This is a genomic window from Pseudomonas sp. MF4836, from assembly GCF_002018875.1.
GTDB lineage: Bacteria > Pseudomonadota > Gammaproteobacteria > Pseudomonadales > Pseudomonadaceae > Aquipseudomonas.
Map to the genome: position 1 here is coordinate 17,151 of NZ_MVOL01000024.1, position 21,447 is coordinate 38,597.

Annotated in this window: 25 protein-coding genes; 9 read left to right on the forward strand and 16 right to left on the reverse strand. The window is 64.0% G+C overall.

Annotated elements, in window-relative coordinates:
- Positions 1 to 60 precede the first annotated feature (60 nt).
- The 3 genes from MF4836_RS33060 (at position 61) to MF4836_RS33070 (ending at position 2,425) form a co-directional block, all read left to right on the forward strand.
- Positions 61 to 897, forward strand: coding sequence for a CvfB family protein (locus tag MF4836_RS33060; protein ID WP_020297769.1), 837 nt, complete (start codon positions 61 to 63; stop codon positions 895 to 897).
- 29 nt (positions 898 to 926) lie between these two features.
- Positions 927 to 1,340: a DUF2177 family protein gene (locus tag MF4836_RS33065; RefSeq protein WP_078473904.1), complete on the forward strand. Its 414-nt coding sequence runs from the start codon at positions 927 to 929 to the stop codon at positions 1,338 to 1,340.
- 161 nt (positions 1,341 to 1,501) lie between these two features.
- Positions 1,502 to 2,425 carry a DMT family transporter gene (locus MF4836_RS33070; protein WP_078473905.1) on the forward strand — a complete coding sequence of 308 codons (924 nt, stop codon included), beginning with the start codon at positions 1,502 to 1,504 and terminating at the stop codon, positions 2,423 to 2,425.
- Here MF4836_RS33070 and MF4836_RS33075 read toward each other — a convergent pair.
- Complete coding sequence (locus MF4836_RS33075; protein WP_078473906.1) at positions 2,379 to 3,590, reverse strand: MFS transporter; 1,212 nt, start codon at positions 3,588 to 3,590, stop codon at positions 2,379 to 2,381. The two genes, MF4836_RS33070 and MF4836_RS33075, sit on opposite strands and share 47 nt — an antisense overlap.
- A gap of 103 nt (positions 3,591 to 3,693) precedes the next feature.
- Between MF4836_RS33075 and ptrR the strand changes: the two genes are divergently transcribed.
- Together ptrR and MF4836_RS36015 are read left to right on the forward strand one after the other, a co-directional pair.
- Positions 3,694 to 4,599: a putrescine utilization regulator PtrR gene (gene ptrR / locus MF4836_RS33080; RefSeq protein ID WP_078473907.1), complete on the forward strand. Its 906-nt coding sequence runs from the start codon at positions 3,694 to 3,696 to the stop codon at positions 4,597 to 4,599.
- 124 nt (positions 4,600 to 4,723) lie between these two features.
- A complete protein-coding gene (locus tag MF4836_RS36015; RefSeq protein ID WP_274522656.1) occupies positions 4,724 to 4,852 on the forward strand; it encodes a PA1414 family protein in 129 nt (42 codons plus the stop codon).
- Between the two features lie 108 nt (positions 4,853 to 4,960).
- Here MF4836_RS36015 and MF4836_RS33085 read toward each other — a convergent pair whose 3' ends face one another.
- From MF4836_RS33085 to speB, 5 genes are all read right to left on the reverse strand, one after another.
- Positions 4,961 to 5,212, reverse strand: coding sequence for a phosphopantetheine-containing protein (locus MF4836_RS33085; RefSeq protein ID WP_078473908.1), 252 nt, complete (start codon positions 5,210 to 5,212; stop codon positions 4,961 to 4,963).
- A gap of 311 nt (positions 5,213 to 5,523) precedes the next feature.
- Positions 5,524 to 6,903, reverse strand: a complete 1,380-nt coding sequence (locus tag MF4836_RS33090; RefSeq protein WP_078473909.1) for a sodium:solute symporter — start codon at positions 6,901 to 6,903, stop codon at positions 5,524 to 5,526.
- A 77-nt stretch (positions 6,904 to 6,980) separates the two neighbouring features.
- Positions 6,981 to 8,492, reverse strand: coding sequence for a purine-cytosine permease family protein (locus tag MF4836_RS33095; RefSeq protein WP_078473910.1), 1,512 nt, complete (start codon positions 8,490 to 8,492; stop codon positions 6,981 to 6,983).
- 55 nt (positions 8,493 to 8,547) lie between these two features.
- Positions 8,548 to 8,955 (reverse strand): YybH family protein, encoded by a 408-nt coding sequence (locus MF4836_RS33100; protein ID WP_078473911.1) that lies wholly within the window; start codon positions 8,953 to 8,955, stop codon positions 8,548 to 8,550.
- Positions 8,956 to 8,964: 9 nt separating this feature from the next.
- Complete coding sequence (gene speB / locus MF4836_RS33105; RefSeq protein ID WP_020297779.1) at positions 8,965 to 9,915, reverse strand: agmatinase; 951 nt, start codon at positions 9,913 to 9,915, stop codon at positions 8,965 to 8,967.
- Positions 9,916 to 10,237: 322 nt separating this feature from the next.
- Here speB and MF4836_RS33110 point away from each other — a divergent pair, with 322 nt between their 5' ends.
- On the forward strand, positions 10,238 to 11,131 hold the full coding sequence (locus MF4836_RS33110; RefSeq protein WP_078473912.1) for a LysR family transcriptional regulator: 894 nt from the start codon (positions 10,238 to 10,240) through the stop codon (positions 11,129 to 11,131).
- 10 nt (positions 11,132 to 11,141) lie between these two features.
- Entirely contained in the window at positions 11,142 to 11,738 is a 597-nt protein-coding gene (locus tag MF4836_RS33115; RefSeq protein ID WP_078473913.1) for a tRNA-uridine aminocarboxypropyltransferase, read from the forward strand.
- A 4-nt stretch (positions 11,739 to 11,742) separates the two neighbouring features.
- Here MF4836_RS33115 and MF4836_RS33120 read toward each other — a convergent pair whose 3' ends face one another.
- Together MF4836_RS33120 and MF4836_RS33125 are read right to left on the reverse strand one after the other, a co-directional pair.
- Positions 11,743 to 12,138 carry a YbaN family protein gene (locus MF4836_RS33120; RefSeq protein ID WP_020297782.1) on the reverse strand — a complete coding sequence of 132 codons (396 nt, stop codon included), beginning with the start codon at positions 12,136 to 12,138 and terminating at the stop codon, positions 11,743 to 11,745.
- Between the two features lie 152 nt (positions 12,139 to 12,290).
- Positions 12,291 to 12,878 (reverse strand): UPF0149 family protein, encoded by a 588-nt coding sequence (locus MF4836_RS33125; RefSeq protein WP_078473914.1) that lies wholly within the window; start codon positions 12,876 to 12,878, stop codon positions 12,291 to 12,293.
- A 275-nt stretch (positions 12,879 to 13,153) separates the two neighbouring features.
- Here MF4836_RS33125 and recQ point away from each other — a divergent pair, with 275 nt between their 5' ends.
- Positions 13,154 to 15,280 (forward strand): DNA helicase RecQ, encoded by a 2,127-nt coding sequence (gene recQ / locus MF4836_RS33130; RefSeq protein ID WP_020297784.1) that lies wholly within the window; start codon positions 13,154 to 13,156, stop codon positions 15,278 to 15,280.
- Between the two features lie 117 nt (positions 15,281 to 15,397).
- Positions 15,398 to 15,832 (forward strand): MarR family transcriptional regulator, encoded by a 435-nt coding sequence (locus MF4836_RS33135; protein ID WP_078473915.1) that lies wholly within the window; start codon positions 15,398 to 15,400, stop codon positions 15,830 to 15,832.
- A gap of 105 nt (positions 15,833 to 15,937) precedes the next feature.
- On the opposite strand, the gene gspM is transcribed toward MF4836_RS33135, so the two are convergent.
- The 8 genes from gspM to gspF are packed head-to-tail and all read right to left on the reverse strand — an operon-like array spanning position 15,938 to position 21,445.
- Complete coding sequence (gene gspM / locus MF4836_RS33140; protein WP_078473916.1) at positions 15,938 to 16,384, reverse strand: type II secretion system protein GspM; 447 nt, start codon at positions 16,382 to 16,384, stop codon at positions 15,938 to 15,940.
- A gap of 2 nt (positions 16,385 to 16,386) precedes the next feature.
- Positions 16,387 to 17,466, reverse strand: a complete 1,080-nt coding sequence (gene gspL, locus MF4836_RS33145) for a type II secretion system protein GspL (protein WP_078473917.1) — start codon at positions 17,464 to 17,466, stop codon at positions 16,387 to 16,389.
- Positions 17,467 to 17,471: 5 nt separating this feature from the next.
- Positions 17,472 to 18,350 carry a type II secretion system minor pseudopilin GspK gene (gene gspK, locus MF4836_RS33150; protein WP_238596247.1) on the reverse strand — a complete coding sequence of 293 codons (879 nt, stop codon included), beginning with the start codon at positions 18,348 to 18,350 and terminating at the stop codon, positions 17,472 to 17,474.
- Positions 18,343 to 18,942 (reverse strand): type II secretion system minor pseudopilin GspJ, encoded by a 600-nt coding sequence (gene gspJ, locus MF4836_RS33155; RefSeq protein WP_078473919.1) that lies wholly within the window; start codon positions 18,940 to 18,942, stop codon positions 18,343 to 18,345. Before gspJ ends, gspK begins: the two co-directional genes overlap by 8 nt.
- Positions 18,939 to 19,307, reverse strand: coding sequence for a type II secretion system minor pseudopilin GspI (gene gspI / locus MF4836_RS33160; RefSeq protein WP_078473920.1), 369 nt, complete (start codon positions 19,305 to 19,307; stop codon positions 18,939 to 18,941). Before gspI ends, gspJ begins: the two co-directional genes overlap by 4 nt.
- On the reverse strand, positions 19,294 to 19,776 hold the full coding sequence (gene gspH, locus MF4836_RS33165) for a type II secretion system minor pseudopilin GspH (RefSeq protein ID WP_078473921.1): 483 nt from the start codon (positions 19,774 to 19,776) through the stop codon (positions 19,294 to 19,296). The genes gspI and gspH overlap by 14 nt, the downstream gene beginning before the upstream one ends.
- A gap of 1 nt (position 19,777) precedes the next feature.
- Positions 19,778 to 20,212, reverse strand: a complete 435-nt coding sequence (gene gspG, locus MF4836_RS33170; RefSeq protein WP_078473922.1) for a type II secretion system major pseudopilin GspG — start codon at positions 20,210 to 20,212, stop codon at positions 19,778 to 19,780.
- Positions 20,213 to 20,227: 15 nt separating this feature from the next.
- Positions 20,228 to 21,445, reverse strand: a complete 1,218-nt coding sequence (gene gspF / locus MF4836_RS33175) for a type II secretion system inner membrane protein GspF (protein ID WP_078473923.1) — start codon at positions 21,443 to 21,445, stop codon at positions 20,228 to 20,230.
- Positions 21,446 to 21,447: the final 2 nt, after the last annotated feature.

Below are 21,447 nucleotides of genomic sequence, written 5' to 3' on the forward strand. Positions count from 1 at the left end.
CATCAAACCAACCGGGTAAAACCCCTGTAGAATGCCGCCCACGCAATGAGGGTATTGGAAATGGCTTTAGTCGGGCGCTACAACAGTTTGCAAGTGGTTAAACACACTAACTTTGGTTTGTATCTGGACGGTGGGGCGGACGGCGAGATATTGCTGCCTAATCGTTATATTCCCAAAGATATTCCCAGTGAAGACGAAGACTGGCTCAATGTTTTTGTTTATCTGGACAGTGCAGACAAACTCATCGCAACTACTGAAAAACCGAAAGTTCAAGTCGGTGAGTTCGCCAGTCTTAAAGTCGTTGAAGTTAACAGCATCGGTGTATTCCTCGATTGGGGTTTGCCCAAGGATCTGTTGCTGCCGTACTCCGAAGAAAAGCGCCAGATGACCGCCGGCGAGTACTGCGTGGTGCACGTCTATCTCGACAAGCACACCCGCCGTATCACCGCCACCGCGCGTCTTGACCGCTACCTGGACAAGACCCCGGCCAACTACCAGCCGGGTCAGGAAGTCGACTTGCTGGTGGCCGAAGCCACCGACATGGGCTTCAAGGCGATCATCAACAACAAGCACTGGGGGCTGATCCACAAGAACGAAGTGTTCAAGTTCCTGCGCCCGGGCAAAGAAGAAAAAGGCTTTATCAAAGAAGTTCGTGGTGACGGCAAGATCAGCCTGAGCCTGCAACCGGTGGGCGAAGAAGCTTCCACCAGCCTGAACTCGAAGATCCTCGCCAAGTTGCGTGAAAACAACGGCACCTTGCCGGTCAGCGACAAGAGCGACCCGACCGTGATCAGCAGTTTGTTCGGTGTCAGCAAAGGCAACTTCAAGAAGGCCATCGGCGCGCTGTATAAGCAGGGTCAGATCGTGATCCATGCCGATCGCATTGAACTAAGCTGAGCGGGACCCCACTGAACAGGCCATTCGACATGCGACTCCGGCTGATTGCCTATTTCGGCACATTGCTCGCGTTTCTGCTGCTCGACGGCCTTTGGCTGGGCCTGTTGATGGGGCCGACCTACAAGGCGCTGCTGGGTTCGCTGATGCTCGACCAGCCGCTGCTGGCCCCCGCAGCGCTGTTTTATCTGCTGTATGTCCTGGGTTGCCTGGTGTTTGCGGTACAGCCGGCGCTGGCTCGGGGCAGTTGGCTGCACAGTACGCGGCTCGGTGCTTTGCTCGGGCTGGTGGCCTACGGCACCTATGACCTGAGCAACTGGTCGACCCTGCACGGCTGGTCGGCGCAGTTGGCCTTGTTGGACATGGCCTGGGGCACCTTCGCCAGCGCTGTCGCCTGCAGTATCGGCTATGCCTGTGCGCGGCGCTTTGGCGATCTTCGCGCTTAGCCGGTCTTGCCTTGTGCCGCCACGGATGTGGATGGCCGGCGATGTCCTGGCAATGCCTTTTCGTACACCCACCTGAGTCTGTTTCGCCACGCAGCCATCGCGAGGCTTTTTCGTTTTTGTCGAGTAACTGCCATGTCGTTGATTAACGTTGAGTGTTTGCGGTGAGCACCGAGCGGCGTAGCGCCGATGGCTTTGCCCTGCAAGTGATGCTGGGGCTGTGCCTGATCTGGGGCGTGCAGCAGGTGATGATCAAGTGGGCGGCGGCCGATATTGCACCGGTGATGCAGGCTGCGGCGCGCTCCGGGATTTCCGCGCTGCTGGTGGCCTTGTTGATGTGCTGGAAGGGCGGCTGGTCGCAGATCGGCAGCACCTGGCGTGGCGGCTTGCTGGCCGGCAGCCTGTTCGGCCTGGAGTTTCTGTTTATCGCCGAAGGCCTGCAGCTGACCAGCGCCGCCCATATGTCGGTGTTTCTGTACACCGCGCCGATCTTTACCGCGCTGGGGGTGAACTGGCTGTTGCCCAGTGAGCGCCTGCGGCCCCTGCAGTGGCTGGGGATTCTGCTGGCGTTTATCGGCATCAGCATTGCCTTTGCCGGCGGCATATCCCTGGAGAACCTGGACCGGCGCATGTTGCTGGGCGACACCTTGGGCCTGCTGGCCGGCATGGCCTGGGGCGCGACCACTGTGGTCGTGCGTGCCTCGCGGCTGTCCGAGGCGCCGGCGACCCTGACCCTGTTCTATCAATTGATCGTCGGCTTTGTCGGCCTGCTGCTGATTGCTGCGCTGAGCGGGCAGATCAGCCATGTCAGCCTGACCCCGGTGGCGGTCGCCAGTGTGTTGTTCCAGGGGCTGGTGGTGTCGTTTTTCAGCTACCTGACCTGGTTCTGGCTGCTGCGGCGTTATCTGGCGGCCAACCTGGCGGTGTTCTCCTTCATGACCCCGCTGTTCGGCGTGACCTTTGGGGTGGTGCTGCTCGGTGAGCCCCTGAGCTTCAACTTCGTGATGGGCGCGGTGCTGGTGCTGTTGGGCATTACGTTCGTCAGCGCCGAACAGTGGTTGCGCCGACGTATTCGCCGCTTTCTGTAAGGGTTGCGCAGGCTTTCGGGCTCTTGCCGGCAAGCCGCTGGCGGCTTAACAGCAACGCCCCCGCCAGCAGCAGGCCCCCGCCGGCGATGATCAGCGCCGGGTGCAGGTCGCCGCTGTAATGGCTGCTCAGGGCCGCGAGCAGCGGACCACTCAACTGGCCAATGGCGAAGCAGGCGGTCAACAGCCCGGCGTTGCGCTGGGTGGCATGGGGCGCGATCTCCCGTGAGCGCTGCATCACCAATTGCATGCAGGCCAGGAACGAAGTCCCGCACAGGATCACCCCCAGTACCAGCCCGGTGCCATCGCCCAGCAGGCAGGCGAAGACCCCGGCAGCTTGCATCCACAGCGTTGCCATCAGCCAATAGCGGGTTGCCCCGGGGCTGGCGCGGCGCAGGCTGACCAGCAATACCCCGAGCGCCGCCGTCAGGCCGAAACAGGGCCAGAACAGGTCTGCCTGCCACTGGCCTTGGAAATGCGCGCTGGCCATCTGCGAAAGAAAGGTCGCCGGGATGATGTAGCCCAGGCCGTACAGGCCGTAGATCAGCCCCAGGCGGGGGATTTCCCGGCCCTCGGCAGTAGCAGGCGCGGGCGCGGTGAGCGGCATGGATTCGGGCTGCGGGAGGATCGGCAGGATCACCAGCAGCATCAGCAAACCGACCGCGGCATACACCAGCCAGAGCATGGCCGAACTTTGCCCGAGCAGGTTCGAGCCCAGCACCAGCAACCCGGTCAGAAAGATACCCAGGCCCGGCCCGGCAAATACCAGGGCGCCGAGCCGTGGCCGACCGGCTGCCTGGGCCAGGGGCTGGCTCAGGGCGGTGATCATCACCAGCACCCAGGCGCTGGCTACCCCGGTGCCGAAGCGCAGCAGCAAGTGTGCCCAGAAGCCTTGGGCCCAGAACGAGGCCAGGGTCAGCAGCACGCACAACCACAGGCCGCCGAGCAGGCGCTGGCGAACCTGGCGAGGGCGTCGGGCAAACATTGCATCCAGGGCGCCCAACAGGTAGCCCAGGTAATTGGCGGCGGCGATCAGGCCGGCGGCGGTCAGGTCGATCTGGCCTTCGCTGAGCAGATGGGGCAACTGCGGGGTGAGGGCAAAACGGCCAATGCCCATGGCCATCATCAAGGCGATAAAGCTGGCGAGCAGGCGAATCAGCGGGGACATGGTCAGGGTTCCATCAGTGGAGCAGTGACCGTCAGGCTAGGATCGATTGACTTTCTTTAAAAATGAATAATATTAAGCAACTTGTTCACTTTTGGAGAGTATCGTGGAATTCAGCCAGCTCCGCATCTTCCAGGCTGTGGCCGAGGAGGGTTCCATTACCCGCGCGGCCGAGCGTCTGCATCGGGTGCCGTCCAACCTCTCTACCCGGCTCAAGCAGTTGGAGGAGCAATTGGGCGTCGAGCTGTTTCTGCGGGAGCGGCAGCGGCTGCTGCTCTCGCCGGCGGGCAAGGTGCTGCTCGATTACAGCCTGCGCTTGTTCGCCCTGCACGATGAGGCCCAGGCCGCGCTGCAAGGAGGGCAGCCTGCGGGCGTCTTCGTGCTGGGCACCATGCACAGCTCGGCAGCCATCCAGTTGCCGCCGCTGCTGGCGCGTTATCACCGCACCTATCCGATGGTGAACCTGCAGGTGCAGTCGGCCCCCAGCGGTGAGTTGCTGGAGGGCCTGCTGACCGGGCGCCTGGATGCGGCCCTGGTCGACGGTCCGCTGCAGTTGGCGGGGCTGGACGGTGTACCCCTGTGCGATGAAACCCTGGTGCTGATCAGTGAAGCGGGCCACCCACCGGTGCGCAGCGCCCGCGACGTCGAGGGCCGGGCGGTATTTACCTTTCGTCGGGGCTGCTCCTATCGCATGCGCCTGGAGTCCTGGTTTGCCCATGACCACGCGACCATGGGCCGGGCCATGGAGATCGAGTCCTACCAGGGCATGCTCGCCTGTGTGATTGCCGGTTCAGGGGTGGCGATGATGACGCAGTCGATGCTGGCCAGCCTGCCGGGGCGGGAGAGTGTCGCGGTGCACACCCTGGCCGAGCCGTTCGCCAGCGCCACCACCTGGTTGATGTGGCGCAAGGGCATGCTCGGCGCCAACCTCACGGCATGGATCGAACTGCAGGAAGCCGCCAAGGCCGAAGCGGCGGTGGATGGCTGCTCTTTAAGAAAAGTCCACGGATGATTCAGATTAATCCGGTAACAGATCATTGCGATCTAGGGCGAGCAATGCGTAGGACTTAGGACTATTATCAGTGCGAAGCGGCCAAAGAATCCCGTCGCTCGGCATGACCCTTAAGGGGGGCGCTATGAAAGACAAACTGCAAAACTGGCTTCACGACCTTGGCGTCGCATTGGGCCTGATCGAGCCACCGTTGCAGCCGGTGCCGATTCGTACGGACGACGACCAACGACGTCGGCAGCAAAAACGCCGCTGATCGGGTCGATGTGGAGCAAGCGCAAGGCTTGCTCCTCTACTTTTCAACCCGCGCCTAGGATGTGGCTACGTCCCTATAGGCGCACTCCCAGTATTTCCACCTTGATGTTCAGTGCCTGGAAATCTTCAGCAAAAACTGACTGAGGTCATTGGCCGTGCTCGCGGCCTTGAGCAGTTGATCTTCCTCGTGGGTAAACGCTGTCAGTCCGAACTCATCTTCCAGATGGAAAATCAATTCCTCCAGATCCTGCTTGTCCAGGCCCAGCGTTTGCAGGTCGAGTTGGTCGTCGAACGGCTGGTTGCGCTCCAGCAGGCGGTGGATGTAGTCGCGCACGACTTGGCGCACATGGGCGCGTTTCATGACCGGGGCTCCGGCAGACAATCCAATGGGGCGCTTGCGCAGCAGGGGGGATGGCATGGGGGGATGGTGCCGAGTGGCAAGTCAAAGGCGTTCATGAGCACCTCGGGTCTTATTGTTATTTACCCTTGGCCGCGACCGGCGGAGCTGGTGCGGTGCTAGTCGCAGTACAGCACAGGTTGCTCGGGCTTGCCGCGAGCCTGGGTGTGCCCTTGACGGGTAGGCGTACGGCGCTTTTCCCCAGGCAAAAAAAACGGGTGCAGCCTCCGACGCTGCACCCGCTGAAGAAACTCCCAAAAATGTCCGAATTCAGCTTAAACCGCGTTGGCCAGGGGAGCCGGGCGGCGGGACAGCAGGCTGACCACCACGAAGCTGATCAGGCCGACAGCCAGGCTGTAGTAGATCGGTGTGTTTGCGTCCAGGCCGTCCTTGATCATGAACACCAGAGCCGTGGCGAAACCCAGGCCCATGCTGGCGATGGCGCCGGAGGTGGTTGCGCGCTTCCAGAAAATCGCTCCGATCAGCGGAATCAGCATGCCGCCCACCAACAGGTTGTAGGCCAGGGTCAGGGCGCTGATCACGTCGTTGACCACCAGGGCGATGCCCAGCACCACGATCCCGGTGAGGAAGGTGAACAGGCGGTTGATGCCCAGGCTCGACTGTTTGCCGCCACGCAGTTTCGGCAGCAGGTCTTCGGTCAGTGTGGTGGAGGCGGCGAGCAGGCCGGCGCTGGCGGTGGACATCATGGCGGCCAGTGCGGCAGCGATCACCAGGCCACGGATACCGTCCGGCAGCGAGGCTTTGACGATGGCGGCAAAGGCGTTGTTGACGTTGTCCAGGTCCGGCAGCAGCACGTGGGCGGCCATACCGATCAGGGCGCAGGCCAGGCCGTAGATGATGCAGTAGACGCCGGCGACGGTGCCTGCGTACTGGGCCACTTTATCGGTCTTGGCGGTGAACACCCGTTGCCAGATGTCCTGGCCGATCAGGATGCCGAAGAAGTAGATCATGAAGTAGGTGATGATCGTGTCCCAGCCGATGGTGGTGAAGCTGAAGCTCGAGGCCGGCAGCTTGCTCACCAGTTCGTCCCAGCCGCCGACGCGGTACAGGCAGATCGGCAACAGGATAAACATCAGGCCCACGGTCTTGATCACGAACTGCACGATGTCGGTCAGGGTCAGCGACCACATGCCGCCGATCGCCGAATACACCACCACCACGCCACCGCCGAGCAGGACCGAGATCCAGAACGGCAGGCCGAACAGCACTTGCAGCACGGTGCCGATGGCCAGGATCGAGGTCACGCCGATCATCAGCGCGTACGCCAGCATGATCACCGCGCTGGCCTGGCGCGCCATGGGGTTGTAGCGCTTTTCCAGGACCTGGGTCACGGTGAAGATCCGCAGCTTGAGCAGCGGTTTGGCCAGGAACAGGTTCAGCGCAATGATACCCAGGCCCAGTGCGGCGCACAGCCAGAACCCGGAGATGCCATGCACATAACCCAGGCGCACGGTGCCAACGGTCGAGGCGCCACCCAGCACGGTCGCGGCCATGGTGCCCATGTACAGCGTCGGGCCCAGGTTGCGGCCGGCCACCAGGTAGTCCTCGTGGGTCTTGGCCTTGCGCATGCCGTAGTAGCCGAGCACCAGCATTGCGGCAGCGTAGATAAGTACGACAAATAGATCTAAAGCCATGATGGCGTTTCTCCGATTATCTTTTTTATGGTGAAACTATTAGGTCAGGCAAGCGCCGGCCAGCCGGCGCCTTGAACTCAGACGGTTTGGCCGAGGGCCGGTTTGGTGAGCGAATCCATGCCCTTGCTGCGTGGGTCGCCTGGACCGAACACCGCTGCCGGTTCCGGGAACAGGCCGAGTAGCACCAGGTACACCAGGGAGGCCAGGCCGAGGGTGACCGGCAGGCTGATGTCGATGCCGCCGGCCAGTTCGCCAAGCACCCCGACGAACTGCCCCGGCAGGTTGACGAAGCACAGGCCCACCAGCGCGCTGGGGATCCAGGCGCCGAGGCCGCGCCAGTTCCAGCCGTGCTGGAACCAGTAGCGGCCGCCTTGTTCGCCACGGGTGAAAACTTGCAGGTCATCCGGGCAGTAGAAGCCGCGCCGCACCAGCAGTCCGATGATCATGATCACCATCCATGGCGTGGTGCAGGTGATGATCAGCACGGCGAAGGTCGACACGCTCTGTACCAGATTCGCCGCAAAGCGCCCGATAAAGATGAAGGCAATCGACAGCACGCCGATCAGCAGGGTCGCCTTGACCCGCGACAGCAGGCGCGGGAACACGCTGGACATGTCCAGCCCGGTGCCATACAGCGACGTGGTGCCGGTGGACATGCCGCCGATCACCGCAATCAGGCACACCGGCAGGAAAAACCAGCTCGGCGAGACCGCCAGCAGCCCGCCGACGTAGTTGTTGGCGGCGATGTAGTCCGGCGCCTTGATCGCAACGATGGTCGCGGTGGCCAGGCCGAACAGGAAAGGGATCAGGGTTGCCAGTTGCGCCGCGATCACGGCCAGCATGATGCGTGCTTTCGGGGTTTCCCGCGGGATATAGCGCGACCAGTCGCCTAGGAAGGCGCCGAAGGAGATCGGGTTGCTCATGGCCACCAGCGCGGCGCCGATAAAGGCCGCCCAGAACCCGGCCTGGCCCATGGCGACGGTTCCGGCGAACTGGCTGTCGAAGGTCGGCGCGAAGGCGAAGATCCCCAGCAGGAACAACAGGCTCGCGGCCCACACCGCAATGCGGTTGACCCAGAGCATGAAGCGGAAACCGTAGATACACACCGTCAGCACCAGGATCGCAAACAGGCCGTAGGCCAGGCCCAGGCTCAGGTCGGTTTCCGGCAGGCCGATCAGGCGCTTGGCGCCACCGATCAGCGCATCCCCCGAGCTCCAGACCGAGAGCGAGAAGAAGGCGATGGCGGTCAGCAATGACAGGAACGAGCCGACGATCCGCCCGTGCACGCCAAAGTGCGCGCCGGAGGAGACGGCGTTGTTGGTGCCGTTGAGCGGGCCGAACAGGCCCATGGGCGCCAGGATCAGCGCCCCGAGCACCACGCCGAGGACGATGGCCCAGACTCCGGCCTGGAACGACAGGCCGAACAACACCGGGAAGCTGCCGAGCACGGCGGTGGCAAAGGTATTGGCGCCGCCGAAGATCAGACGAAACAGGTCGCCGGGGCCGGCGCTGCGTTCGTGATCGGGGATCTGTTCGACTCCGTTGGTTTCAATGCTGCTAAGGCTGTGTTCTTTGTTGTTGTTATTCATGATCTGCTCCGATCATCGAGGCGCGCCCATCGTGTGCGGGCGTCACCTGTATTGGCTAAGGGGGTGGCAGCCCTTCCGGCATGGCGGATAAATGTTCGTGGCAGGCCAGCCAATGGCCTTGTTGTTGTCGGCGAAACACGATGGTTTCGCGCTCCTGGCTGAAGTGTTGCTCCCCTTGCATGCGCAGCTCGGTGGCCACGTCATGAATAAACAGCGCCACGTCGCCTTGCAGGCTGACGAAGGCATTGCTCGAGGTGCACGCGAGCACCTCGAAGCCATCCTCGGCGCGCCATTGGTCCCACAACACCTGATAGGCATCGCGGGACAACAGCGGCTGGGGAAGGGTGTAGAACACAAAACTGGCATCGCGGCTGAACGCCGCGAAGTAGGCTTCGCGGTCGTTGCGGGCGAAGGCCGCGACCAATGCGGCAGCGGCGTTGAGGACGTTCTCCTGATCGCTCATGGCCGTGACTCAGCGGTGGGCCACGCCAGGCAGTACGCAGAGCATCTCGTACAGCAGGTTGGCGCCCAGCAGCGAGGTATTGCCGGTGGTGTCGTAGGGTGGCGAGACTTCTACCAGATCGCAGCCGATCAGGTCCAGGCCCTGGCAGCCACGGACGATTTCGATGGCCTGGATGGTGGTCAGGCCGCCGATTTCCGGGGTGCCGGTGCCAGGGGCCCAGGCCGGGTCGATGCCGTCAATGTCAAAGCTCAGGTACACCGGGCCGCCGCCGACTTTTTCGCGGACTTCGGCCATCAGCGGGGCCAGGGATTTGTGCCAGCACTCTTCGGCCTGGACCACGCGGAACCCTTGTTTGCGGCTCCAGTTGAAGTCTTCAGCGGTGTAGCCCTGGGCACGCAGGCCGATCTGTACCACTCGGTCGCAGTCCAGCAGGCCTTCTTCCACTGCACGGCGGAAGGTGGTGCCGTGGGCGATTTTCTCGCCGAACATGTGGTCGTTCACATCCGCGTGGGCGTCGATGTGCACCAGGCCGACCTTGCCGTGCTTCTTATGGATCGCGCGCAAAATCGGCAGGGTGATGGTGTGGTCGCCGCCCAGGGTCAGGGGAATCACGTTGTGTTCGAGGATGCCGTCGTAGGCTTCTTCGATGATGCGAACCGCGTCCAGCAGGTTGAAGGTGTTGATCGCCACGTCGCCGATGTCGGCAACCGACAGCGAGTCGAAGGGCGCGGCGCCGGTGGCCATGTTGTACGGGCGAATCATCACCGATTCAGCGCGGATTTCTCGCGGGCCGAAGCGGGTGCCGGCCCGCAGCGAGGTGCCGATATCCAGCGGGATGCCGATGAACGCGGCATCGAGGCCGGCGGCGGTGGGCAAATGGGGAAGACGCATCATGGTGGCGATGCCGCCGAAGCGCGGCATTTCGTTGCCGCCCAGTGGTTGGTGAAGGATCTTGTCCACGGGATTGGCCTCATCGTTGTTTTATTTTTGGGCTGGGCGGCGCAGAAGGCTCTGCCCGCACAACCGAGTGAGGCCGATTCTGCGAAATGCGCTGCGGGGAAAGAATCGCTGTGAACAAATACTTAGTTCAGATTTTTCTGAACTAATGCCGAGCTTGGCGCTAGACTCTCGCCCAGCCGCCACGCCCCCTGTGGCGAGGATGTCCGACCCGCTCGGTGATGCAGCCGGCGTAATCCGGGTGTGTGCTGGGTCGGTTCAATCTGGCGGCAGGTATTTTTCTCAGCCATGGATGGTGTTTTTTCGCTGGTTATCGGAGCCCGTCATGGCCAACGCTTTACCTGATCTGAAACTATTGCGCATCTTTGTCAGCGTGGTGCGGCATCAGGGGTTCGCCAATGCCCAGCACGAACTCAATCTGTCGACCTCGGCTATCAGCACCTACATGAGCCAGCTGGAAGCGGCGCTGGGGCTGGTGCTGTGCCATCGCGGGCGCGGCGGTTTCAGTCTCACCAGCAAGGGCGAGCTGTTCCATCAGGAAACCCTGCGCCTGCTCGGCGAACTCGAAGGCTTCGAGCAATACGCTGCGGCGCTCAAGGGCGAGTTGCGCGGTACCCTGAACCTGGGGGTGATCGACTCCACCGTCAGCGACAAGGCCCTGCCTTTCGCCGAAGCCATTGGCGCCTACAGCCAGGAGCACCCGGCGGTGCATTTGCACTTGTCGGTCATGAGCCCTTACGAGTTGCAGCTGGGGGTGCAGGACAACCGCCTGGACCTGGCCATCGGCGCGTTCTCCACGCGCATGAGCGGCCTGGTGTACATGCCGTTGTACCGCGAGCAGCACTGGCTGTATTGCAGCAATCGGCATCCACTGTTTACCGAGCGGCGGATTCCCGAACAACTGATCACCCAGCAGCGCATGGTGGGCCGGGGCTATTGGAGCCAGGCAGAGCTGGCCCGGCATGGTTTCAAGCACAGCGCGGCGACCGTGGAAAGTATGGAGGCGCAGTTGATTCTGGTGCTGTCCGGTGCCTACATCGGCTACCTGCCGGAGCACTACGCCCAGGCCTGGGCCGACAAGGGCGACCTGAGGGTGTTGCTGCCGGCGACCTTTGGCTACCAGGCGCCGTTCTCGATGATCATGCGCCGTGGGCGCAGCCGCGAGCCTTTGATCCAGACCTTCCGCGACCTGCTCAAGGCGCAGCTCAACCAGGCTTGAGGAGGCCGCCATGTCACGAAGTCAATGCCCGCGCTGCCTGCGCCCCGAAAGCCATTGCCTGTGCGCGTTGATACCGCAGCTGGACAGCCGCACCCGGGTGCTGCTGCTGCAGCATCCCAGTGAGGTCAACCATGCGTTGAACACCGCCCGCCTGGCGGCCCTGGGCCTGACCAATGCCGAGCTGATCGTCGGCGAAGTGTTCGCGGACTTGCCGCAGTTGCTGAATCGCCCTGGCTATCAGGCCAGGTTGCTGTTCCCGGCTGATGACGCACAGACGTTGCAGGCCTATGGCCCAGCGGCGCAGCCGTTGTTGCTGGTGGTGCCCGACGGCACCTGGCGCAAGGCGCGAAAGCTGCTGCACCTCAACCCGCTGCTGGCAGCGTTGCCGCGAGTCAGCCTGGGGCAGGGCGGGGTGTCGCGCTATCGCCTGCGCAAGGCGCCCGGGCCGGGAGCGTTATCGACCTTGGAGGCCATCGTCCAGGCCTTGCAAACCCTGGAAGCGCCGGCCTCGTTCGAACCTTTGCTCAAGCCGTTCGAAGCGTTGATCGAGGGGCAGATTGCGGCCATGGGCGAGGACACCTATCAGCGCAACCATGGTGGCCACTGATAGCTCAGGGTTTGTGCAGGGTTTTTTGCCGCAGGATGTAAATCGTCACCAGCACCGCGCTGGTCAGCATGAAACCACGGGCCCAGGGCAGCGGCACCAGGTAGCAGGACAGGCCGATGCTCAGCCACATCAGGCCGATCGCATAGACCTTGCCCTTGAGCGGAATGCCGTTGCCATCGAGATAGTCGCGAATCCACGGACCGAGCCGTGGATGTTCCACCAGCCAGTGGTAGAAACGCGGCGAACTGCGGGCAAAGCAGGCGGCAGCCAGCAGCAGGAAGGGAGTGGTGGGCAGCACCGGCAGGAAAATCCCGATCACCCCCAGCACCACGCTCAGCCAGCCAATGGCCAGCAGGGCGTAGCGCAGAAGCAGCGGGCGATTGCCTATGGGCGGGGTCATAGGCGACGACTCAGAACCTGTTCACGATGTGCTGTGCTTGGGGATGCCGCGTTGAAAATGGCCTCGGAATGCTCATTTAGGTCTCTAAACTCCGCTTCCTCAGCCATGTTTGCCGTGCCTGACCCTTTGCTCGCGAGATCGTGGGCAGTTGCTTAGTGGTGGCGTGGCTTGAGGATCGCCGGCTTTTCGTCCGGGGCATTGCACAGCAGGTACAGCGCGGTCAGGGCTTCCGGGATTTGGACGATCATGTCGTCCATCAGGTTGGCATCGCTGGCGATGTCGGAGAATTCAGGCTGTTCATCGAACAGACCGGAACCGACCATGATCGGCAGGAGCATTTCGCTGACTTCTTCCTCCGCGGTTTCGAACCAGGCCGCTTCACGCAGGAACACCCCTTCCATGAAGCCGATGCACCAGCCGCGCAGGTCGGAGTCGTCCGGGTCTTCGCCCAGGTCGAGTTCGCACGGCAGCTCGAACTCTTCGTCGGACGCCAGTTGGCGGGCGATGTGGGCCTTGAGGGCAATCAGGGTGGATTCGATCACTTCGCGTTCGGTGTCGTCGCTGTAGTGCGGCTCTTCGGCGAACAGGGCGTCGATCCACTCGCGATCGGGAACGCTCTCGGAACAGATCGACAACGCAGTCAGGTAGCCGTGAGCGGCCACGTAGTCCAGCGCCTCGTCGTGCAGCTCATCGGCGTCGAGGAAGACTTGCAGGCGGGTTAGTTGCTCGGCGAAGGACATTGAGGGGCTACCTTGGGGAATAAACGATGCTGAATTCTAGGCCTTCTTGAGCGCCCAGGCCAGCCGCAGCGCAGATTTGAACGCTTCCAAAGGTTACCGGTGGCTGATTGTCGGCACCCTTTGTCGGGGAGGGCTCGGGTATACTCGCGCGTTTTGTGATGCCCTGCAGGCGTTGCGGCGGTTGCGGAAAAGTCCGCTAACGGATTTGTCCGTGAAGCCCGACGTGTTTTCAGTCAGCCTGCGCTCAGGGATTTCAGCGATTTTTGGAGTTTTTCATGCTCGAACAGGCTCAACGCGTCCTCAAGGACATCTTCGGCTACGACAGTTTCCGTGGTCGCCAAGGTGCGATCATTGAGCGCGTGGCCAGTGGCGGCGATGCCCTGGTGCTGATGCCCACCGGCGGCGGCAAGTCCCTGTGTTTCCAGGTTCCGGCGCTGCTGCGCGAAGGCCTCGCGGTGGTGGTATCGCCGCTGATCGCGCTGATGGACGACCAGGTCGCCACCCTTGAAGAACTCGGCGTCGCCGCCGCCGCGCTGAACTCCACACTCAGCGCCGAGCAGCAGCGCGACCTGGCAGCGCGCATCCGCCGCGGCGAGGTGAAAATGCTCTACCTGGCCCCTGAGCGCCTGGTGCAGCCACGCATGCTGTCGTTCCTGCAGGGGCTGGATATCGCCCTGTTCGCCATCGACGAAGCGCACTGTGTCTCGCAATGGGGTCACGACTTCCGCCCGGAATACCTGCAACTGGGGCAGTTGGCGGAAATGTTCCCCGATGTGCCGCGCATTGCCCTGACCGCCACCGCCGACAAGCGCACCCGCGAAGAAATCGTCACCCGCCTGCATTTGCAGGAGGCCGAGCGTTTCCTGTCGAGCTTTGACCGGCCGAACATTTTCTACCGCATCGTACCCAAGGAGCAGCCGCGCAAGCAGTTGCTGGCGTTCCTCAACGAGCGGCGCAGTGATGCGGGCATCGTTTATTGCCTGTCGCGCAAGAAGGTCGATGAAGTCGCCGCGTTTCTCTGCGAGCAGGGCTTCCCGGCGCTGCCGTACCACGCAGGGCTGCCCAGCGATCTGCGGGCTCACAACCAGAAGCGCTTCCTCAATGAGGAAGGCCTGATCATGGTGGCGACCATTGCCTTCGGCATGGGCATCGACAAATCCAACGTGCGGTTCGTCGCCCACATGGATTTGCCCAAGTCCCTCGAGGCCTATTACCAGGAAACCGGGCGCGCCGGCCGTGATGGCCTGCCAGCCGATGCCTGGATGGTCTACGGCCTGCAGGACGTGGTGATGCTCAAGCAGATGCTGCAGAACTCAGAAGGTGACGAGCGCCACAAGCGTCTGGAACAGCACAAGCTCGACGCGATGCTGGCGCTGTGCGAAGAAACCCGCTGCCGCCGGCAAACCCTGCTGGCCTACTTCGATGAAGACATGCCGCAACCCTGCGGGCATTGCGACAACTGTGTCGACGGCGTGCAAACCTGGGATGCCACCGAGCCGGCCCGACAGGCCTTGTCGGCGATCTATCGCACCGGCCAGCGTTATGGCGTCGGCCACCTGGTGGACGTGTTGCTGGGCAAGGATAACGAGAAGGTGCGCAGCTTCGGTCATCAGCACCTGTCGGTGTTCGGTGTCGGCAAGGCCCGTAGCGAGGGCGAATGGCGTTCGCTGTTTCGCCAGTTGGTGGCGCGCGGCCTGGCCGATATCGATCTTGAAGGGTATGGCGGCCTGCGCCTGAGCGACAGCTGCCGGCCGCTGCTCAAGGGCGAAGTGACCCTTGAATTGCGCCGCGAGCTCAAGCCGCAGACCACCACCAAGACCAGCACCAGCCAGGCCAGCCAACTGGTGCGTGGCGAAGAGCGCGAACAGTGGGAAGCCCTGCGTGCCCTGCGGCGCAAACTGGCGGAAGAGCACGGTGTGCCGCCGTACGTCATCTTCCCCGATTCGACCTTGCTCGAAATGCTGCGCAGCCAACCCACGTCCCTGGCGGAAATGGCCAAGGTCAGCGGTGTCGGCGCGCGCAAGCTCGAGCGTTACGGCGAGGCCTTCCTCGAAGTGCTGGGGGGCGAGGTCGAGGCGCCAAAAGTGGTGGCCGATATTCGCCACGAGCTGATAACCCTGGCGCGCGCCGGCATGACCCCGGTGCAGATCGCCGGGCAGCTGCAATGTTCGGAAAAGAACGTCTACACCCTGCTGGCCGAGGCTGTCGGCAAGCAGGAGTTGTCGCTGGAACAGGCGTTGGATCTGCCGGAAGACCTGCTGGGTGAGATTCAGGATGCCTTCCTGGACGGCGAGGGTGAGCTGCCGCCGGTGGCCGAAATTGCCGAGTTGTTCGCCGGACGGGTGCCTGAAGGCGTTCTGTACTGCGTGAGGGCGGCGCTGCAATCGGAATTCGAAATGTGAGTCGCTGCGTCAACGAAGTAACGATTCAGTACATGTCGGGCCTTGCCTCCGGGCAAGGCGCATGCTTAGCTGACTAATTATTAGTTTTCACTACTTCAGTCTAATCATGAGTTTTTTATGCCGTTAACCGATCAACACCGTTTTGGCATGCAGTTGGCGCAGATGTCCCGTGGCTGGCGTGCTGAACTGGACCGGCGTCTGGCCGGGCTGGGCCTGTCCCAGGCGCGCTGGCTGGTATTGCTGCACCTGGCCCGCTTCGAAGAAGCCCCGACCCAGCGCGAACTGGCCCAGAGTGTGGGCGTTGAAGGCCCGACCCTGGCCCGTTTGCTCGACAGCCTGGAAACCCAGGGGCTGGTGCAGCGCCAGTCGGTGCTGGAAGATCGCCGGGCGAAAAAGATCGTACTGTGCGCCCCGGCCCGCCCACTGATCGACCAGATCGAAACCATCGCCAATGCCCTGCGCCAAGAGCTGTTTGTGGGTGTTGAAGAAGAGGACCTGCGGGTCTGCATGCGCGTCCATGGCCACATCCTGGCCAACCTGGAAAAGTCCTGATCCCGGGCCTTTCCCTCCGTCCCTGATTTCAGTCGCCCCCGTGGACCTCCCGCTCTTGCGGGGTCCACGGGTGTTGGCGTGTGCCTGCATTCGGGGGACTTCGGTCTATTTGACCTCCAGTACCAGCCGCGCCCGGACCTGGGCCTGCGGATTGACTTCAAGGTTCGCCGAACTCACCTCCACCCCTTGCTCGCCCAGGTGCTGCAGCCAGGGCAAGAGGTCGGCCAATGCGCCATCGAGGCTGAGGTCGACCCGGCCCTGCTGCTCGTTATCCAGACGCTCCAGGTTCAGCTTGGTCTCGGCGCTGGTGCGCGCCAGCAAACCCGGCAAGGCGTCTGCATTGATCGCCACTCCCGGCTGGCTGCCGCCGCTGGCCGGCAGGCGTTGCAAGTCGGCGGCCAGTTGCAGCTCGTCCCGGTAGTTACGTTCGGCGTTCTGCAAGGCCAGGCGCTGTGGCTGCCACAGCAACGTCCAGATCAATACCGCGCCGAGGAACAGGGCCAACAGCGCCAGGGCTCGGCGTTCACGTGGGGGCAAATTGCGAAAGAGCATATTCATTCCTTGATCTGCAAGCGGGCGCTGACCACTTGGCCGTCGCGGGCGGTGGAATCGGCCTGCACTGCAAGTCCGGCCCGGGTCAGCCCCTCGCGCAGGCGCTCGAGGTCGGCGAAGGCCGGGGCGATCACGCGCAAGGTCCAGCCTTCGCCCTGTAGATAGTCGAGCCGGTCGACCCGGGCCAGGGCGCCGCCGCTGTTGCCCCAGTGTCGGGCCAGAGTGTCCAGGCGCCGCGCCAGGTCCTGTTGCGGCGCCTGGTCTTGTTGCAGTCGAGCCTGGACCTGGCGCTTGAGGTCGATGACCCGCGGCTCGTCAGGCACCCGCCGCTGCCAGGTGTCGAGGTTGGCCAGATGCAACTCGGCACTGCGCTGCTCAAGCACCAGCCGGTGGCCGATATCCTGTGCCAGGCTGGCGCCACAGCCCAGCACCAGCAGCATGGTCAGGGCTCGCCAGGGCAGGCGGTGCTGGCTGCCGAGGGCAAATTCGCCTTGACGCAGGTCGATGGCCTGTTGCGCGCCCTCGGCCAGCAGTGGCCAGGGCGAGTCTGTGCAGCGTTGCAGGTCCTCTGGCAACAGTGCGGCCAGGGTTTGCAGTTCCTCTTCGACCAGGGCCGAGGGATGCTCCGCCGCGCCGCCCAGCAGCCAGCGATCGGCGCAGTACACGGCCCGTGGCTGCTCGCCCGGGATACAGTCGGCATCGATATGAATTCGCGTCGGCACCAGGCCTTTGTCGGCCAGTCGCGCCAACAGCGACTGCAGCCAGTCGCGGCGCAGCACCCATAGCCGGCAATGACGCCGCTGGCGCAACGGCCCCTGGGCCAGGTGCAGTGAGTCGAGGTCATCCAGCAGTTTTTCTTCCAGTGCCGAATGGATCGCCTGGCGCAGCCAGCGGCCGCTGCGGGGCGGGACGTCGATGTGGTGATGGCTGGCGGCTTCGGCGGGCAACAGCAGGAGCAGCGGCTGGCCAGCCAGAGCCTGGGCCGCCTGATCCAGGTCGCCCTGGACCACGGGGCCATAGCCGCGCCACCAGGTCAGGGGCGCGTCATCGGCCAGGGAAGAAAGATGGAGCAAGGCGTGCACGGGGGTTACTCCGAAAGGGGGCGGTCGGGGGCGACCAGTTGGCGACGCAGCACCTGGACCTGGCCGTCGCTGGCGGTGCGCAGGTCGCTCACCAGGCGCAGGCGGCGTTCGCCCAGGGCTACATCGAGGGTCGCGCGAAAGTTGTGACTGCTGACGGCCAGCCCCGCGCCATTGACCTGGCGGCCTTGCAACTGCGGCTGATCAAGAAACGCCTGCACGCTCTTGTAGCCGTTCGCTGGACGTTGTTGCACCAGGCTGCGGGCGATGCCGCTGTCCAGGCTTTCGAGGGTGGCCAGCAGTTCGGCGCTGGCGGTATTGATGTTCAACGGCGCCTTGCCGGTGGTCGCGACCCAGGGTTGCAGGCGCTGCCAGCCCGCCGCGTCCAGCGCCGGCAGGCGCCGCAACTCGCTGCTGTCGGCAAAGGGCTGGAGTTTGTGGTCGTAGCCCAGGGGCGCGGGCAGGTTCGCCGGGTCATGGGGCGTCAGGCCGAGCTGGACCAGCAGGCGCTGGTAACGGGCACGATTCAGGTCGTCGTCGCGATTGCGCAGGCGATCGAGGTTGAAGCGCGCGCCCAGGTCTTCGAGGCGGATGCGGATGCGCCCGTCCTCGATCTCGAATTCGCCGGCGCTCTTGGCCCAGTGCTGGCCCAGATGCACCCGGAGCTTGCCGTCTTCAGTGCCCAGGTCGCGACGCAATTGCTCGCGGGCCCAGGTCTCGCCGCTCAGGGCCAACTGCCAGAGTTGCTGTTGTTGCAACTGGTTGGCGCTGCTGGCCACGCTCAGGCGCTGGCGGGCGAGCATGTCGCTGATGATCAGGGTCACCAGGGCGGTGATCAGCAATACGCTGATCAGCGCCACGCCCCGTTGCCGGCGCGGGCTATGCACCGGCGTTGCCCTGGAAGCCCGGAAGCAGGATGACCCGGCGCATATCCGGGTAGCCGGGGGCGTCGAGTTCGATCTCTATCGCCTGCGGCAGGCTCAGCGGCAGGCCCAGGGCCGGCCAGGCCGAGTGCGCGGCACCGCTGGCATCGATGTAGCGCAGATGCTTGAGCTGCACGCCGTCGAGCAGGCGCTGCTGGCGCACCTCCCCGGGCCGTGGTGCTTGCCCGGTAGGGCTGTGGTAGTCGCGCAGCCACTGGCCATTTTCCCAGCGATGGCTGACTTGCAGCACATCGCTGCGGGCCTGGTCCAGCGGGTTGCTCCAGCCACCCCGAACCAGGCGCAGGTTGTCGGCGCGACCGATCAGCGCCTGGCGGCGGCTGAGGTCATCGTCGAGCGGATGGACGATGGCTTGCGTCAGGTCGCGCTCGAAGATCCCCAGGGCCCGTTGCAGGCTGCGCAATTGCTGTTCGTGCTGCTCGATGCGCCGCTCACTGTGCAGCACCCGCTCCAGCAGTTGGTAACAGGCCAGGCCCAGCAGGCTGAACAGGGCCATGGCGATCAGGACTTCGAGCAGGGTAAAGCCGCGCTGATTCATGGCCGTGCCTCGATAAACCCGCTGAGCAGGGCCCGGCGCACGGGCTTGGAGCCGACCACCGACACTTCCAGGCTGACCTTGCGCAAGCTCGGGTCCGGCGCGCTGGCCACCCGGCTGTCGAGCAGCCATTGGCGGCCGCCGAAGTCCAGCCGATCCTGCTCCTGGCCGGTGGCGAGCGAGCGCATGCCGGCGCGCAGCTCATTCATCCGGTTGTCCGCCAGCCAATGGGCCAGGCTGCGTTCGGCAAGGCCGGCACTGTTGCCGGCGATGTGCTGGGCAGCGCTGTAGAGGGCCACCGACAGGGTGGCGAAAATGCTCAGGGCGACCATCACTTCCAGCAAGGTAAACCCTTCACAGCGTTTCAATGCGCACCTCTTCCAGGCCGTCGCTGTGCAGCGAGAGCACCGGGGTCAGGCGCTGTTCCAGGCGCAGGGTGAAAGGTGAGATTTCATCGTTGGACAGCACCAGCAACTGCGGCACTGTTCCGCTGGGCGCAGAGGCGGGATCGAGCAGCTCGACCTCCACTTGCAGTTGCAGGCGGAGGTCGGCCGGCAGCTGTTGCTCGCGGTACTGCAAGGCGGGCTGCCAGCGGCCGTCGTTGGCACGCAGCAGCACCGAGTAGCGGTCTTCGTCCAGGCGCAGCCCGTAGTCGCGGTGGTTGAGCAGGGCATCGGCGCGCAGCAGCCCGATCAGGCTGCGCAGGCGCTCGGCTTCGCGCCGTGCCTGCTGGCCGCTGTCGACCTGGGCCAGCCCGGTAAGGCCGGCCAGCAGGCCGACGATCAGGATCACCACCAGCACCTCGAGCAGGGTGAAGCCCCGGGCTGCGCGTTGCACGTCAGAGGTCCCAGTTGCCGATGTCAGCGTTCAGGCCTTCGCCACCGGCACGGCCGTCGGCACCGAAGGAGAACAGGTCATAGGCATTCGCCCGGCTGCCCGGGGCCAGGTACTGGTAGGGGTTGCCCCAGGGGTCGACCGGCAGGCGCTTGAGGTAGCCGTCGGCATTCCAGTTGCGTGCTGGCGGGGTGCCCGAGGGTTTGCTGACCAGCGCTTCGAGGCCTTGCTGGGTGCTGGGGTAGTTGTGGTTGTCGAGCTTGTAGATGTCCAGGGCCATGGCGATGGCCTTGATGTCGCTCTGCGCCGCGGTGGCCTTGGCCTGGTCCGGGCGGCTCATGATCTGCGGCACCACCAGGGCGGCGAGGACCCCGAGGATCACCACCACCACCATGATTTCGATCAGGGTAAAACCCCGTTGCTTGTGTCGCTTGTGCATGCGCGTTCCTGTGTATCAGGTGATGAGTTGGTTGAGGCTGAGGATCGGCATCAGGATCGCCAGCACGATCAGCAGCACGCTGGCGCCCATGAACACCAGCATCACCGGCTCGAACAGGCCCACCAGCATGGCAATGCGGTTGGCCAGCTGCGCTTCCTGCTGGTGCGCGGCGCGGTCGAGCATGGCGTCCAGCTCGCCGGAGCGTTCGCCGCTGGCGATCATGTACAGCATCATCGGCGGGAAATGGCCGCTGTGTTCCAGGGCTCGAGTCAGGCCGCTACCTTCGCGCACGGCTTGGGCCACGTCTTTCAGACAGGTACGAATCTGCTGGTTGGCCACCACTTCGGCGGCGATCTCCAGGGCGTCCACCAGGGGCACGCCGCTGCGTCCGAGAATCGCCAGGGTGCTGACAAAACGCGTGCAGTTGCTGGCGCGGATCACCCGGCCGATCAATGGCAGGCGCAGTTGCACCTGGTGCCAGCGCAGGCGCGCTGCCGGTTTTTGCAGGGCCAGGCGCGCCAAGCCAAGCCCGCCGGCCAGCACCAGCAACATCAACAGGCCGTAGTCGCGCAGCACGCCGCTGGCAGCGATCAGGCCCCGGGTCAGCACCGGCAGTTGCTGGCCGCTGTCGATAAACACCTTGACCACGTCCGGCACCACGAACCCCAGGAGGAAACCGACGATGCTGAACGCCGCCACCATCAGGATGCTCGGGTACAGCATGGCCAGCTGGATCTGCTGCTGCGCGGCCTGGCGCGCCTCGGTGTAGTCGGCCAGTTGCAACAGCACCTGGCCCAGGTGCCCGGCGCGCTCGCCGGCGGCCACCGTGGCCCGGTACAGCGCCGGGAACGCCCGGGGGAATTCGCCCATGGCGCGGGCCAGGCTGTGGCCTTCGAGGACCCGCGCGCGAATCGCCAGGACCATGCTCTGCTGGGCGCTTTTTTCGCACTGGGCGGCCACGGCGGCCAGCACTTCTTCCAGTGGCAGGGAGGCTTGCACCAGGGTTGCGAACTGGCGCGTCAGCAAGGCCAGTTGCGCCGGGCTCAGGCTGCGCCGGGAGGCTGCCGTCGAGCCCGGGCCGCGCTCCTGGTTGCCGCGCGCCGGCTTGATCTGCAGCGGGATCAGGTTGCGTTCGCGCAGCAACTGGCGAGCCTGGCGCAGGCTCTCGGCCTCCTGCACGCCGCGGGTCTTGCGCCCGGCATTGCACATGGCGAGGTATTCGAAGGCGGCCATGG